11 protein-coding genes are annotated in these 14877 nt (G+C 60.6%); 8 read left to right on the top strand and 3 right to left on the bottom strand.

Features of this window, described 5'->3' with window-relative positions:
- Positions 1 to 34 precede the first annotated feature (34 nt).
- The 3 genes from acnB to HJ583_RS05515 form a co-directional block, all read right to left on the bottom strand.
- Positions 35 to 2644, bottom strand: coding sequence for a bifunctional aconitate hydratase 2/2-methylisocitrate dehydratase (gene acnB / locus HJ583_RS05505; protein WP_170020967.1), 2610 nt, complete (start codon positions 2642 to 2644; stop codon positions 35 to 37).
- 80 nt (positions 2645 to 2724) lie between these two features.
- Positions 2725 to 3732 (bottom strand): HpcH/HpaI aldolase/citrate lyase family protein, encoded by a 1008-nt coding sequence (locus tag HJ583_RS05510; RefSeq protein WP_170020968.1) that lies wholly within the window; start codon positions 3730 to 3732, stop codon positions 2725 to 2727.
- Between the two features lie 27 nt (positions 3733 to 3759).
- Positions 3760 to 4752, bottom strand: coding sequence for a malate dehydrogenase (locus HJ583_RS05515; RefSeq protein WP_170020969.1), 993 nt, complete (start codon positions 4750 to 4752; stop codon positions 3760 to 3762).
- 209 nt (positions 4753 to 4961) lie between these two features.
- On the opposite strand from HJ583_RS05515, the gene HJ583_RS05520 reads away from it, so the two are divergent.
- From HJ583_RS05520 to odhB, 8 genes are all read left to right on the top strand, one after another.
- Positions 4962 to 5690 carry a GntR family transcriptional regulator gene (locus HJ583_RS05520; protein ID WP_101941659.1) on the top strand — a complete coding sequence of 243 codons (729 nt, stop codon included), beginning with the start codon at positions 4962 to 4964 and terminating at the stop codon, positions 5688 to 5690.
- Between the two features lie 59 nt (positions 5691 to 5749).
- Positions 5750 to 6154, top strand: a complete 405-nt coding sequence (gene sdhC / locus HJ583_RS05525) for a succinate dehydrogenase, cytochrome b556 subunit (protein ID WP_170020970.1) — start codon at positions 5750 to 5752, stop codon at positions 6152 to 6154.
- Positions 6148 to 6495: a succinate dehydrogenase, hydrophobic membrane anchor protein gene (sdhD, locus tag HJ583_RS05530; protein WP_170020971.1), complete on the top strand. Its 348-nt coding sequence runs from the start codon at positions 6148 to 6150 to the stop codon at positions 6493 to 6495. The genes sdhC and sdhD overlap by 7 nt, the downstream gene beginning before the upstream one ends.
- A complete protein-coding gene (gene sdhA / locus HJ583_RS05535; protein ID WP_170020972.1) occupies positions 6496 to 8268 on the top strand; it encodes a succinate dehydrogenase flavoprotein subunit in 1773 nt (590 codons plus the stop codon).
- Between the two features lie 20 nt (positions 8269 to 8288).
- Positions 8289 to 8996, top strand: coding sequence for a succinate dehydrogenase iron-sulfur subunit (locus tag HJ583_RS05540; protein ID WP_170020973.1), 708 nt, complete (start codon positions 8289 to 8291; stop codon positions 8994 to 8996).
- A 3-nt stretch (positions 8997 to 8999) separates the two neighbouring features.
- Positions 9000 to 10610 (top strand): citrate synthase, encoded by a 1611-nt coding sequence (gltA, locus tag HJ583_RS05550; protein ID WP_235943701.1) that lies wholly within the window; start codon positions 9000 to 9002, stop codon positions 10608 to 10610.
- 65 nt (positions 10611 to 10675) lie between these two features.
- Positions 10676 to 13525, top strand: a complete 2850-nt coding sequence (locus HJ583_RS05555) for a 2-oxoglutarate dehydrogenase E1 component (protein ID WP_101941137.1) — start codon at positions 10676 to 10678, stop codon at positions 13523 to 13525.
- Between the two features lie 36 nt (positions 13526 to 13561).
- A complete protein-coding gene (gene odhB, locus HJ583_RS05560) occupies positions 13562 to 14818 on the top strand; it encodes a 2-oxoglutarate dehydrogenase complex dihydrolipoyllysine-residue succinyltransferase (RefSeq protein ID WP_170020974.1) in 1257 nt (418 codons plus the stop codon).
- Positions 14819 to 14877 lie beyond the last annotated feature (59 nt).

Here is a 14877-nt window from a genome sequence, read left to right on the forward strand (position 1 = left end):
ACGGGCTCTTTTCAGGGATGAACGCGACAGGCGATCAGACCTTCACTTCGTCGGCCACTTCCTTGTATTCGCTGATCTGATCGAAGTTCATGTAGCGATAGATCTTGCCGGCGTCGGCATTGATCACGCCCATGTCAGCGTGGTACTCGGCAACGGTGGGCAGGCGGCCCAGCTTGGAGGCAATCGCCGCGACTTCGGCCGAGGACAGGAACACGTTGGTGTTCTTGCCCAAGCGGTTGGGGAAGTTGCGCGTCGAGGTCGACACCACGGTTGCGCCTTCGCGAACCTGCGCCTGGTTGCCCATGCACAGCGAGCAGCCCGGCATTTCGGTGCGCGCACCGGCCGAGCCGAAGACGCCGTAGTGGCCTTCCTTGGTCAGCTCGGAAGCGTCCATCTTGGTCGGCGGGGCGACCCACAGCTTGACCGGGATGTCGCGCTTGCCTTCGAGTAGCTTGGAGGCGGCGCGGAAGTGGCCGATATTGGTCATGCACGAACCGATGAAGACTTCATCGATCTTGGTGCCGGCCAACTCGGACAGCGGCTTGGCATCGTCCGGATCGTTCGGGCAGCACAGGATGGGTTCCTTGATGTCGGCCAGATCGATTTCGATGACATGAGCGTATTCGGCATTCGCATCCGGTGCCAGCAATTCGCCATTGGCGATCCAGTCTTCCATCTTCTGGATGCGGCGCTCCAGGGTGCGCTTGTCGGCGTAGTTGTCGGCGATCATGTTCTTCAACAGCACGATGTTGGAGCGCATGTACTCGACGATAGGGGCCTTGTTCAGACGCACCGTGCAACCGGCAGCAGAACGTTCGGCGGAGGCATCCGACAATTCAAAAGCCTGTTCCACCTTCAGATCCGGCAGACCTTCGATTTCCAGGATGCGACCCGAGAATTCGTTGATCTTGCCGGCCTTGGCGACCGTCAGCAGGCCTTGCTTGATGCCGTACATGGGGATGGCATGCACCAGGTCACGCAGGGTGACGCCGCGCTTCTGCGCTTCGTCCAGCGATCCCTTGAAGCGCACCAGCACCGATTCCGGCATGTCCAGCGGCATGACGCCAGTGGCCGCGGCAAACGCCACCAGACCGGAGCCGGCTGGGAAGCTGATCCCGACCGGGAAGCGGGTGTGGCTGTCGCCGCCGGTGCCGACGGTGTCGGGCAGCAGCATGCGGTTCAGCCAGCTGTGGATCACGCCATCACCCGGGCGCAGGGCGATGCCGCCACGGTTGGAGATGAATTTGGGCAACTCACGATGGGTCTTCACATCGACCGGCTTCGGATAGGCGGCAGTGTGGCAGAAGGACTGCATCACCAGATCGGCCGAGAAGCCCAGACATGCCAGATCCTTGAGCTCGTCGCGGGTCATCGGGCCGGTGGTGTCTTGCGAGCCGACCGAGGTCATCTTGGGTTCGCAGTAGGTGCCGGGGCGCATGCCGGTGCCCTCAGGCAGGCCACAGGCGCGGCCGACCATCTTCTGCGCCAGGGTGTAGCCCTTGCCGGTGTCGGCGGGCACTTGCGGCAGGCGGAACAGGGTGGATACGGGCAGGCCGAGGAACTCACGCGCCTTGCCGGTCAGGCTGCGGCCGATGATGAGGTTGATACGGCCGCCGGCGCGCACTTCGTCGAGCAGCACGAGGGTCTTGAGTTGCGATTCGGCGATGGTGGCGCCGCCCTTGGTAGCGGTGACCTTACCGGTCGCGTGGTCGACCTTTAGTTCGATCTCGTCGCCCATGTCCATCTTGGCCACGTCGATTTCGATGGGCAGGGCGCCTGCATCTTCCTGGGTGTTGAAGAAGATCGGAGCGATCTTGCCACCGAGGCAGACGCCACCGAACTTCTTGTTCGGCACGAAGGGGATGTCTTCTCCGGTCCACCACAGTACGGAATTCGTGGCGGACTTACGCGAGGAGCCGGTGCCGACCACGTCACCCACGTAGGCGACGAGATTACCCTTGGCGGCGAGGTCCTGGATCATCTTGATCGGGCCGCGCTTGCCGTCTTCTTCCGGGGTGATGCCGGCACGGGTGTTCTTGAGCATGGCCAGCGCATGCAGGGGGATGTCCGGGCGGCTCCAGGCGTCAGGTGCCGGGGACAGATCGTCGGTATTGGTTTCGCCAGTCACCTTCAGCACGGTCAGCTTGATGCTGGCGGGGAACTCGGGGCGGGTGGTAAACCACTCGGCTTCGGCCCAGCTCTTGATCACGTCCTGCGCTACGGCATTGCCGGCCTTGGCCTTCTCGGCGACGTCGTGGAAGAAATCGAACATCAGCAGGGTGGTCTTCAGTGCCGCGCCGGCAATAGGGGCCAGTGCTGCGTCGTCGAGCAGGTCGATCAGCGGCTTGACGTTATAGCCGCCGACCATGGTGCCGAGCAGTTCGGTGGCCTTGGCCTTGGAGATCAGCGGGCAGGCCACATCGCCATGGGCGACGGCAGCCAGGAAGGAGGCCTTGACCTGTGCGGCATCATCCACGCCAGGCGGTACGCGGTGAGTGATCAGGTCGACGAGGAAAGCTTCTTCGCCGGCCGGCGGGTTCTTCAGCAGCTCAATCAAATCGGCCGTTTGCTTGGCGTCCAGCGCAAGGGGCGGGATACCGAGGGCGGCGCGTTCGGCGGCGTGTTGGCGGTAGGCTACTAGCACGGTCTTTCCTCCTGATTTTGTAGAAGCGGCCTCTGGCCGCGAATCCGCTCGCGGCCAGAGGCCGCTTCTACAGGTTTGGGTTACGCGAATAAACGTTTCAATACTTCATCTTGCAAGGTGATGCCGGTGGTGCGTGCCCGTTTGAGCACACTCCAGTAATAGCGATAGGACGCCCTGTCGTGCAGGCGATCCTGATGGCGGATCGGTCCCCAACTGGCGTCCTGGGCGGCGAGGATGATTTCGCCGGCCGTCCCGACTTCTGCTTCGCTGGGTTGCATGCCGCGTAGGATGGGCTCGATCTGGTTGGGATGAATGCTCCACATGCGCAGGAAACCAGCCTCCATGCGTGCGCGGCGGGCATCGTTTTCGATCACGGCCATGTCCACCAGTTCGGTGCACACGTTGTGGCTAGGAAGCACGCCATGTGCCAGGGCTGCGCTGACGATGCGGCTCTTGGCGCTGATGATCAGCGGGTGTTCGAACTGGCCGGGGCTCCGCATAGCGCTGGCTGGAATCGCCCCGTGATGAGCGCTGACGAAATCCATCAGGCCGAAGTCCAGAGTTTCGACACCGGGCAGGGCGGCAATCTCCCACACCTGGTGCAGCGCACCGTGGGTTTCGATCAGTACGTGCAAGGGGATTTCGCGTTCAAGCCCGCCTTGCTGCGCGACTTCGCGCAGGGCAGCCAGCACGCGCTCCACGTCAGAGACGCCGCGCACCTTGGGCAGGACGAGATAAGCCAGGCGGGGGCCTGCGAGGCCGACGATCTGTTCCAGGTCGGTGCGCCAGGCACTGTGGGTGATGTCGTGAATGCGTGCGCCGATGCGTTGGAAATGGTTATCGCTGCTCATGATGAGTGCGGCAATCATCTCGGCGTGTTCGCGCTCGGCACCGGCGGGAGCGCCATCTTCGCAATCACAGGTGATGTCGAAGACGGCGCCTCGCTCGGCTTGCAAGGCCATGGCCTTGCGCATGGTTTTCTCGCTGCCGGCGAAATGCTCGACAACGGGAATCCGGGGCAGTGGACTGCCCTCTGGATAGAGCACGGCATCCGGGGGCAGGGGGCTGCGGCTGGATGCGATGCTCATTGGGCTCTCTGTTGCTGCTGGAGGTGATCAGCCAAGCAGGTCGGCAACGCCGGCACGCTCTTCTTCGAGTTCCTTCAGGGTGAAGTTCATCTTTTCACGCGAGAAGTCGTCAATTTCCAGGCCTTCGACACGCTTATATTCACCGTTGGCAGTGATGACCGGCACGCCGTAGATGATGCCAGCCGGGATGCCGTAGGAGCCATCAGACTCGACGCCCATGGTGACCCATTCGCCATTGGAGCCGAGGAACCAGTCGTGCATGTGGTCAATTGCGGCGTTTGCTGCCGAGGCTGCGGAGGACAGGCCGCGGGCTTCGATGATGGCGGCGCCGCGCTTGCCGACGGTGGGCAGGAAGGTGTCGCGATTCCAGGCTTCGTCGTTGATCAGGGCCTTCACGCTGTCACCGTTGCTGGTGACGAAGCGGTAGTCGGCATACATGGTCGGGCTGTGGTTGCCCCACACGATCAGGTTCTTCAGGCTGGAAACCGGGCGACCGGTCTTGCCGGAGAGTTGCGACAGGGCACGGTTGTGGTCCAGGCGCAGCATAGCGGTGAAGTTCTTGGCCGGCACGCGACCGAACTTCTTGGCGCTTTCCTTGGCGATGTAGGCGTTGGTGTTGCAGGGGTTGCCTACCACCAGGACGCGGCAATCCGGATCTGCGTACTGGCCGATGGCGGCGCCTTGCACGGTGAAGATCTTGGCGTTTTCGGCGAGCAGGTCCTTGCGCTCCATGCCGGGGCCGCGCGGGCGAGCGCCGACGAGCAGAGCGGCCTGGGTGTCCTTGAAGGCCACGGCCGGATCGTCAGTGGCGATCACGCCAGCCAATAGCGGGAAAGCACAGTCTTCCAGTTCCATGATTACGCCGGCCAGCGCCTTCTGGGCTTGCGGCAGATCGAGCAGTTGCAGGATGACCGGCTGGTCTTTGCCGAGCATTTCGCCCGAAGCAATACGGAACAGCAGGCTGTAACCGATCTGACCGGCAGCGCCGGTAACGGTGACACGGATGGGCGACTTGGACATGCGGGGCTCCTTGTAGCTGTAGGGCTGTTTGTAAGCGCTGATCGCGCTGCGTCTCGTTGGGGTTGCGGGTGTGCTGCCTGTTATGTGCTGCGGTATTTGCGCTGGAGTTTATACTCCGAGTGCCGGTGTGTCAAAAGCTAACTTATGTCTTATATAAGATATAGAATAGGATATGGACGAAGTGGGTCATTTGTGCTTGAATGATCGTTATGGCACACGAATCGCCAACTTTCAGCCCCTTGTACCGACAGATCAAGAATCTAATCGTTCAGGCGCTTGACTCGGGGGAATGGCTTCCCGGGCAAACGATCCCGAGCGAGCAGGAGCTTGCGCTGCGCTTTGGTGTGAGTCAGGGCACCGTACGCAAGGCCGTTGATGAGTTGGCGGCCGAGAACATCCTTGTGCGCCGCCAGGGTAAGGGCACGTTCGTGTCCACTCATCAGGATCCGCGCGCTGTATTCCGCTTTCTGCGTCTGAAGGCCGTCAATGGCGGTCCGGTGCTGCCCAAGAGTCAGCCGCTCGAATGTCTGCGCGGCAAGGCTGGGCAGGAGGCTGCCCGCAACCTTGGTATCGAACCTGGTAGCCAGATCTTCATCGTGCGTCGGGTGCTGAAATTTGACGGCAAGCCGGTGGTGATCGATGAAATGTACTTGCCGGGCGATGTTTTTCAGGGCTTAAGCCTGGAAATGCTCAAGGAATGGCAAGGCTCGCTCTACAGTCTGTTTGAATCCCGTTTCGGTGTGCGCATGGTGCGCGCGACCGAGAAGATTCGTGCTGTTTCGGCTGACCGTGCGGTGGCTGACGTTCTGAATGTACAGGAGAGCACGCCCCTGCTTTCCGTAGAGCGACTGGCGTATACCTACGGTGACAAGCCGGTGGAGTGGAGACGCGGCCTGTACTCGACCGCTGAACACTTCTATATAAATGAACTGAGTTGATTGACAGGGCGGTGCCGCGCGCAACGGTGCCGGATTCATATAAAAGAGAGGTGCGCACGATGGCAGAAGCTACAGTCAGGAAGGCAAGGCCCAAGCATCTGAATCTCATGCAGATCAGATTGCCCTTGCCCGGGTTTGTGTCGATTCTTCACCGGATCAGCGGGATTGGTTTGTTCCTCTGTCTGCCTGTGTTGATCGCATTGTTCGGTGCCAGTCTTGGTACGCCGGAGCAGCTTGAGTGCTATCGCCAGGCGATGGCCTTCACGCTGCTGGGCCTGCCAGTAGTCAAGCTTTTGCTGCTGGGCCTGCTGTGGGCCTATCTGCATCACTTCTGTGCCGGCATTCGCTTCCTGCTACTGGATATGCATATTGGCATCGAACTCGCCCCGGCCCGCGCCAGCGCAATGGCTGTGCTGGTGATCAGCCTTTCTCTGACCGCTTTTCTGGGGGTGCTGACATGGTGAAGCGTCTGGTAGTGGGTGCCCACTACGGTTTTCGCGACTGGCTGGTCCAGCGCGTGACCGGAACCGTGATGGCCTTCTTTACGGTCTACATGCTGGTCCGGATTGCCGCGCTACCGGCCTGGGATAACGCTGCCTGGCGTGCCCTGATGAGCGGCGGATTTACCAAGTTCGTGACCTTCCTGTTCGCTTTGTCGCTGTTCTTCCATGCCTGGATTGGTGTGCGCGACATCTGGATGGATTACGTCAAGCCGATCAGCGTGCGTCTGACCCTGCACGCCATCACCCTTTTGGCCCTTACCGGATATGCCGGCTGGGTCGCTCAGATCCTGTGGAGGCTGTAAGTGAAAGTCGCCAAGCGTACGTTTGATGCAGTAATCGTCGGTGCTGGTGGCGCCGGCATGCGTGCTGCGGTGACTCTGGCTGAATCTGGCCTGAAGACCGCAGTGATCTCCAAGGTGTTCCCGACCCGCTCGCATACCGTTGCAGCGCAGGGTGGGGTTTCCGCTTCGCTGGGTAACTCCGAGCCGGATCACTGGACCTGGCACATGTATGACACCGTCAAGGGTTCCGACTGGCTCGGTGACCAGGACGCGATCGAGTTCATGTGCAAGCAGGCGCCGCAAGTGGTGGTCGAGCTTGAGCACTATGGCATGCCGTTTGACCGCACCGATGAGGGCAAGATCTATCAGCGCCCCTTCGGTGGCCACATGTCGAATTTCGGCGAAAAGCCGGTGCGTCGCGCCTGTGCGGCGGCTGACCGCACAGGTCATGCCATGCTGCATGCGCTGTATCAGCGCAATGTGCGCGCCAACACCCAGTTCTTCGTCGAATGGCTGGCGCTGGATATGCTGCGCGCACCCGATGGTCGCGTGCTGGGCGTGATCGCGATGGAGATGGAAACGGGTGAAATCACCGTGTTCCAGGCCAAGGCGACCTTATTTGCCACGGGTGGTGCTGGTCGTATCTATTACTCATCGACCAACGCCTTCATCAATACCGGTGACGGCGTGGGCATGGCGGCGCGTGCCGGTATCCCGCTGGAAGATATGGAATTCTGGCAGTTCCATCCGACCGGGGTGGCCGGTGCGGGCGTGCTGATCACCGAAGGCGTGCGCGGCGAAGGCGGCATTCTGCGCAATGCTTCGGGCGAGCGCTTCATGGAACGCTACGCACCGAATGCCAAGGATCTGGCTTCGCGTGACGTGGTCTCGCGCGCCATGGTTACCGAGATCAATGAAGGTCGCGGCTGTGGTACCAACAAGGACCATGTGCTGCTCGACATCACCCACCTTGATGCCGACGTGATCAACAAGCGTCTGCCGGGGATCCGCGAGATCTCGATCCAGTTCGCCGGAACCGACCCGATTAAGGCGCCGATCCCTGTGGTGCCGACCTGTCACTACCAGATGGGTGGCATCCCGACCAACTACCGTGGTGAAGTCGTTGCCAACGGCGAGCCTGTTGCCGGCTTCTATGCCGCAGGTGAATGCGCTTGTGCGTCGGTGCATGGTGCAAATCGTCTGGGTACTAACTCGCTGCTTGATTTGCTGGTCTTCGGCAAGAGCTCCGGCGAGTCGATGATCGATTTCATCAAGAACGAACCTGCTGCCATGCCGGAAATTCCGCAAGGCGAGATCGACAAGGCGCTGGCACGCGTCAATCGTCTGAACACGCAGACCCATGGCGCCGACGTGCACGAGACGCGTCTGGCCATGCAGCGCACCATGCAGGCGCACGCCGGCGTGTTCCGCTTCAAAGACATGCTCGCTCAGGGCGTGGACAAGATCCTGGAGATCGAGAAGCAGGTGCTGCAGACCGAGATCAAGGACAAGTCGCAGGTCTGGAACACAGCCCGTATCGAGGCGCTGGAGCTGGAGAACCTGATCGAAGTGGCCAAGGCCACCATGATCTCGGCTAATGCCCGTACCGAGTCGCGTGGCGCCCATGTGCGCGACGATGCGCCGGACACTCCGGAACATCCGAATGGTCGTGACGACGCGAACTGGCTCAAGCACACGCTGTGGCACCGCGAAGGCAATCGCCTGGAGTACAAGCCGGTGAACCTGAAACCGCTGACTGTCGAGAGCGTTGCGCTCAAGACGCGCTCTTACTGATTGCCGGGAGCTGAAGAAAAATGACCCGTACCGTCAAATTCAAGATCTATCGCTACGATCCGGACAAGGACGCAGCACCCTACATGCAGGACCTCTCTGTCGAACTCGATCCGTCTGACCGCAAGCTGCTCGACGCGCTTGTGAAGATCAAGGCGCTGGATGACTCGATGTCCTATCGCCGTTCCTGCCGCGAAGGCGTGTGTGGTTCGGACGCCATGAACATCAACGGCAAGAATGGTCTGGCCTGCCTGACCGATATCGACAGTCTCGCGCAGCCGATCACGCTGCGTCCGCTGCCCGGTCTGCCGGTGATCCGCGACTTGATTGTGGATATGACCCAGTTCTTCAAGCAGTACCACTCGATCAAGCCGTACGTGGTGAACAACTCGCCGGCGCCCGAGAAAGAGCGTCTGCAGACGCCGGATGAGCGCGAAGAGCTCAACGGCCTCTACGAGTGCATCCTGTGCGCTTGCTGCTCGACGAGCTGCCCGAGCTTCTGGTGGAACCCCGACAAATTCGTGGGTCCAGCCGGTCTGCTGGCTGCTTACCGTTTCATCGCCGATACGCGCGACGAAGCCACCAACGAGCGCCTGGACAACCTTGAAGATCCGTATCGCCTGTTCCGTTGCCACACCATCATGAACTGCGTGGATGTGTGTCCGAAGCATCTGAACCCGACCAAGGCCATCGGCAAGATCAAGGAATTGATGTTGTCGCGGGCAGTCTGATCGATGGCACAACACAAGGCACTGCGCGAGAAGATCAAATGGCGGGCCCGGCGTGGCTTGCTGGAGATTGACCTGTTCTTCACGCGCTTTGCCGCGACGGAACTCGACAAGCTCGACGAGGCCCAACTGCTCGACCTGCAGGATCTCTTGACCTGCGATGACCACGAATTGTGGGCCATGCTCAACGGCAAGCAGGAATGTACGGTCGAGAAGTGGAAAAACATGGTGGCGCTGCTCAGGCAGAGCGCACCGGACCTACCCTTAGCAGCACCAACAGAAGCACCTACACGTTCTACAGAAGGGAAAGCAGGCATGACTACACAGAAAACCGCGACGCTGGGCTTCAATGGCCAGTCTTACGAGTTTCCGGTGCTCTCCGGCAGCATCGGTCCGGATGTCATTGACATCCGCACGCTCTATGGCAAGACCGGTGCCTTTACCTTCGACCCAGGCTTCATGTCGACGGCTGCGTGCAAGTCCTCGATCACTTACATCGATGGCGATAAGGGCGAGCTGCTGTATCGCGGCTATCCGATCGAACAACTCGCAGTGAACTGCGACTATCTCGAAACCTGCTACTTGCTCAAGCATGGCGAGCTGCCGAGCAAGACACAGTACGACGAGTTCGTGAAGACCGTGCGTGATCACACCATGGTGCACGAACAACTGACCCGCCTGTATCAAGGTTTTCGCCGCGATGCACACCCGATGGCGATTCTGGTTGGCATGGTCGGCTCGCTGTCGGCCTACTACCAAGATTCTCTGGATATCACCAACCCGGAGCACCGTACCGTTGCTGCAATGCGTTTGATCGCCAAGCTGCCGACGATCACCGCGATGGCCTACAAGTACACGATCGGCGAACCCTTCATGTACCCGCGTAATGATCTGGACTACTCCAGCAACTTCCTGCATATGATGTTCGCCACGCCGTGCGAGAAGTACGAGCCGAACCCGGTGCTGGCCCGTGCGCTGGATCGCATCCTGATCCTGCACGCCGATCACGAGCAGAACGCCTCCACCTCCACCGTGCGCCTGTCCGGCTCCTCGGGTGCCAACCCCTTCGCCTGTATCGCCGCCGGTATCGCCTGTCTGTGGGGTCCGGCACACGGCGGCGCCAACGAAGCCTGTCTGGTGATGCTGGAAGACATCATGAAGCAGGGTGGTGTCGAGAAGATCGGTGAGTTCATCGCCCAGGTGAAGGACAAGAACTCCAACGTCAAGCTGATGGGCTTCGGTCACCGCGTCTACAAGAACTACGACCCGCGCGCCAAGCTGATGCGTGAAACCTGCCATGAAGTGCTGAATGAACTGGGCCTGCAGGACGATCCGATGTTCAAGCTGGCGATGGCTCTGGAAAAGATCGCGCTGGAAGACGAGTATTTCGTGTCCCGCAAGCTCTACCCGAACGTCGACTTCTACTCCGGCATCGTGCAGAAGGCCATGGGCATCCCCGTGTCGCTCTTTACCGGCATCTTCGCGATGGCCCGCACCATCGGCTGGATTGCCCAGTGGAACGAAATGATCGGCGATCCGGAGCAGAAGATTGGTCGTCCGCGTCAGCTTTACACCGGCGCACCGCAGCGCGATGTGAAGCCGATGGCATTCCGTTAAGCCAAGAACACCGCCCGAGAACCGGGGGTCACCAGCAGCCCCCGCAGAGATAAAGGCCATCCAAGATGAGACAGTACCAGCTCAATTCCTACCTGTTCGGCAGCAATGCGCCGTTCATTGAAGAGCTCTACGAGACTTACCTCGAGAACCCCTCGAACGTGCCGGATCAATGGCGCGACTATTTCGATTCGCTGCAGAACCTGCCGGGTGCAAGTCGTGATGTGGCTCATGCACCCGTCATCGCTTCGTTTGCGCAGATTGCCAAGCAGGGTAAGCCGCTGTCGGCGGCTGTCACTACGCCGGGTGTGGCCGACAAGCGTCAGATCAGCGTGCTGCAGATGATCAACGCCTACCGCTTCCTTGGTAACCGCTGGGCACAGATCGATCCGCTTAAGCGCCAGGAGCGCCCCTCGATTGCCGAGCTGGAGCCGTCCTATTACGGCTTCACCGAAGCGGATCTCTCCACCAGCTTCAACATCGGCTCCTTCCAGTTTCAGGAAAAGAGCCAGGCATCCCTGCGCGAGATTCTCGACGCTGCCCGCCAGACCTACTGTGGCACGTTGGCAGTCGAGTACATGTACATGGCCGACGTACAGCAGAAGCGCTGGATCCAGAGCCGTCTGGAGCCGATCCGCTCGACGCCGTCCTTCGATGTGCCGACCAAGAAGCGCATCCTCGAGCGCCTGACCGCAGCGGAAACCCTGGAAAAGTATCTCCATACCCGTTACGTCGGCCAGAAGCGTTTCTCGCTGGAAGGCGGCGATACGGCGATCGTGGCGATGGATACCTTCATCAACACCGCTGGCTCGCTGGGCGTGCAGGAAATCGTGATTGGCATGGCCCACCGCGGCCGCCTCAATGTGCTGGTCAATGTGCTGGGCAAGGCGCCCAAGATGCTGTTCGAAGAGTTTGAAGGCAAGCATGCTTCCGACCTGTCGGCTGGTGACGTGAAGTACCACATGGGCTTCTCCAGCGACGTGAACACTGCTGGTGGCCCGGTGCACCTGACTCTGGCCTTCAATCCTTCTCACCTTGAGATCGTGAATCCGGTGGTGCAGGGCTCCGTCTATGCGCGCCAGACCCGCCGCAATGACGTCAGCAAGAGCCAGGTGGTGCCGCTGCTGATCCACGGTGATGCTGCAGTGGCTGGCCAGGGCATCAACCAGGAACTGCTCAACTTCAGCCAGACTCGTGGTTACGGCACGGGTGGCGCAGTGCATCTGGTGATCAACAACCAGATCGGCTTCACGACTTCGGATCCGCGCGATTCGCGTTCCTCGATCTACTGCACCGACATCTTCAAGATGGGCGAGTGCCCGATCTTCCACGTCAATGCAGACGATCCGGAAGCGGTGGCGCTGGCTTGCCAGTTGGCCGTCGAATTCCGCCAGACCTTCAAGAAGGATGTTGTCATCGATCTGTTGTGCTATCGCAAGCTCGGTCACAACGAAGCGGATGAGCCGATGGTCACCCAGCCGCTGATGTACAAGAAGATCGCTCAGCATCCGGGTACGCGCAAGCTGTACGCCGACAAGCTGGTCGGGCAGGGGGTAATCAGTGCAGACGAGCCGGACAAGATGATCGCTGAATACCGCGAGCATCTGGATCGTGGCGAGCTGCTTTACAACCCGGTGCTTTCCGGCCATAGCCGGAAGTTCGCTCAGGACTGGACGCCCTTCATCAAGAAGGAATACACGGATGATGCCAAGACTGGCGTGCCGATGACCGAGCTGAAGCGTCTGGCCAAGCGTCTGGTCGATGTGCCGGCTGATTTCACCCTGCATTCCCGCGTCTCCAACATCATTGAGGCCCGCAAGGCTATGGGTGATGGCAGTCAGCCGCTGGACTGGGGGATGGCCGAAAACCTCGCCTACGCGTCGCTGGTGGCGCAAGGCTACGGCGTGCGCATCTCTGGTCAGGATTGCGGGCGTGGCACTTTCTTCCACCGCCATGCCGTACTGCACGATCAGAACCGCGAAAAGTGGGACGACGGCAATCTTGTGCCGCTGGCCAATATCCAACCCGAACAGGCGCCCTTCGTGGTGATCGACTCGGTGCTGTCCGAATCCGGCATCCTGGGTTTCGAATATGGCTACGCCACGGCCGAGCCGAACCAGCTCGTCGTGTGGGAAGCCCAGTTTGGTGACTTCGGCAATTGCGCCCAAGTCGTGATCGACCAGTTCATCGCGTCCGGCGAAGCCAAGTGGGGGCGTCAGGCTGGCATCACCATGCTGCTGCCGCATGGTTACGAAGGTCAGGGCCCGGAGCACTCATCTGGTCGTCTGGAGCGTTACATGCAGCTGTGTGCCGAGAACAACTGGCAGGTTTGCGTGCCTTCCACTCCGGCCCAGATCTTCCACCTCTTGCGTCGCCAGATGGTGCGTCCGCTGCGCAAACCCTTGGTGGTCATGACACCAAAATCGCTGTTGCGCCACAAGGATGCCATCTCCTCACTGGACGACCTGGCCAATGGCAGCTTCCAGACCGTGATTGGCGAAGTCGACAAGTTCGATGCCAAGAAGGTCAAGCGCGTAGTGGTGTGCTCCGGCAAGCTCTATTACGAGCTGCTGGCCGAGCGCCGCGCCAAGGATCTGAAGGACACTGTCATCGTGCGTCTGGAGCAGCTGTATCCTTTCCCCAACGATGCATTTGCACTTGAGCTGGCGAAGTACCCGAATGCCAAGGAAGTGGTGTGGTGTCAGGAAGAGCCGCGCAACCAGGGCGCCTGGTATTGGATCGCCTCGCGTCAGCACCTGACCCGCTCGATGGGCAGCAAGCACACCCTGTATCTGGTGAGCCGTCCGGCTTCGGCTTCGCCGGCCGTGGGCTACTACGCGGTGCACAATGCCCAGCAGCGCGAAGTGGTGGAAGGTGCCTTCGGCAAACTCGGACAAGACCTGGCTCCGCGCTCCTGAGCGCAGCAGCACGGATAAAAACTGGAGAATCAGAACATGATCATCGAAGTCAAAGTGCCGCAACTGTCGGAATCCGTTTCCGAAGCGACCCTGGTGAGCTGGCACGCAGTTGAAGGCCAGGCTGTGAAGCGCGACCAGAACCTGATCGATATTGAAACCGACAAGGTGGTGCTGGAAACACCGGCCCCGGCCGATGGCGTGATCGTCAAGATCGTCAAGGGCAATGGCTCCACCGTTGTGAGTGGCGAATTGATTGCTCACATCGACACTGAAGCCAAGGCTGGTGCCGTGGCTCCGGCCGCCGCAGCAGCGCCTGCCGCTCCGGCAGCTACCGCGCCGGCTGCTGCTGCAGCGGCCGCCTCCGGTAGCGGCCCGGCCGCCCGCAAGATCCTCGCTGAGAAGGGCGTGGATCCCTCCGCGGTACAAGGGTCCGGCCCTGGCGGCCGTGTGACCAAGGCGGATGCCCTGGGCGTGAGCAAGCCTGCTACGGGCAGCTCGGTTTCCGCCCCGGCGGTGGTCGCTCCGGCCGCAGCTTCAACTGCCGCTCTGCCGCAACCGCCTGTGCCGCCGGCCGTTGAAGCCGTACTCTCCGATCGCCCGGAGGAGCGCGTGCCGATGAGCCGCCTGCGTGCCCGCGTGGCGGAGCGCCTGCTGCAATCGCAAGCTACCAACGCCATCCTGACGACCTTCAACGAAGTGAACATGGCTCCGGTCATGGAGCTGCGCAAGAAGTACGTCGAGAAGTTCGAAAAGGAACACGGCATCAAGCTCGGCTTCATGTCCTTCTTCGTCAAGGCCGCAGTCGCCGCGCTGAAGAAGTACCCGGTGCTGAACGCCTCTGTCGATGGCAATGACATCGTCTATCACGGCTATTTCGACATCGGTATTGCGGTCGGTTCGCCGCGTGGTCTGGTGGTGCCGATTCTGCGCAATGCCGACCAGCTGTCGATTGCACAGATCGAGAAGAAGATTGCCGAATTCGGTGCCAAGGCCAAGGAGGGCAAGCTCTCCATGGAAGATCTCTCCGGCGGCACCTTCTCCATCTCCAACGGTGGCGTGTTCGGCTCGATGCTTTCGACCCCGATCATCAACCCGCCACAGTCCGCGATTCTCGGCATCCATGCCACCAAGGATCGCCCGGTGGTTGAAAACGGTCAGATCGTGATCCGCCCGATCAACTACCTCGCCATGTCCTATGACCATCGCATCATCGATGGCCGCGAGGCGGTACTGGGTCTGGTGGCGATGAAGGAAGCGCTGGAAGATCCGGCCCGTCTGCTGCTGGATATCTGATAACGGCGAATGCTTCGGGGCTGGTGCTCCGGAGCTTTACCCAAGGAATAAGGAATTCA

It is taken from the genome of Uliginosibacterium aquaticum (assembly GCF_012972705.2).
In the GTDB taxonomy this organism is placed as follows: domain Bacteria; phylum Pseudomonadota; class Gammaproteobacteria; order Burkholderiales; family Rhodocyclaceae; genus Uliginosibacterium; species Uliginosibacterium aquaticum.

Coding starts and splice junctions, on each gene's coding strand:
- HJ583_RS05510 (WP_170020968.1), bottom strand. CDS start 3,732: ATGAGCATCGCATCCAGCCGCAGCCCCCTGCCCCCGGATGCCGTGCTC.
- HJ583_RS05515 (WP_170020969.1), bottom strand. CDS start 4,752: ATGTCCAAGTCGCCCATCCGTGTCACCGTTACCGGCGCTGCCGGTCAG.
- HJ583_RS05520 (WP_101941659.1), top strand. CDS start 4,962: ATGGCACACGAATCGCCAACTTTCAGCCCCTTGTACCGACAGATCAAG.
- sdhC (WP_170020970.1), top strand. CDS start 5,750: ATGGCAGAAGCTACAGTCAGGAAGGCAAGGCCCAAGCATCTGAATCTC.
- sdhD (WP_170020971.1), top strand. CDS start 6,148: ATGGTGAAGCGTCTGGTAGTGGGTGCCCACTACGGTTTTCGCGACTGG.
- HJ583_RS05540 (WP_170020973.1), top strand. CDS start 8,289: ATGACCCGTACCGTCAAATTCAAGATCTATCGCTACGATCCGGACAAG.
- gltA (WP_235943701.1), top strand. CDS start 9,000: ATGGCACAACACAAGGCACTGCGCGAGAAGATCAAATGGCGGGCCCGG.
- HJ583_RS05555 (WP_101941137.1), top strand. CDS start 10,676: ATGAGACAGTACCAGCTCAATTCCTACCTGTTCGGCAGCAATGCGCCG.
- odhB (WP_170020974.1), top strand. CDS start 13,562: ATGATCATCGAAGTCAAAGTGCCGCAACTGTCGGAATCCGTTTCCGAA.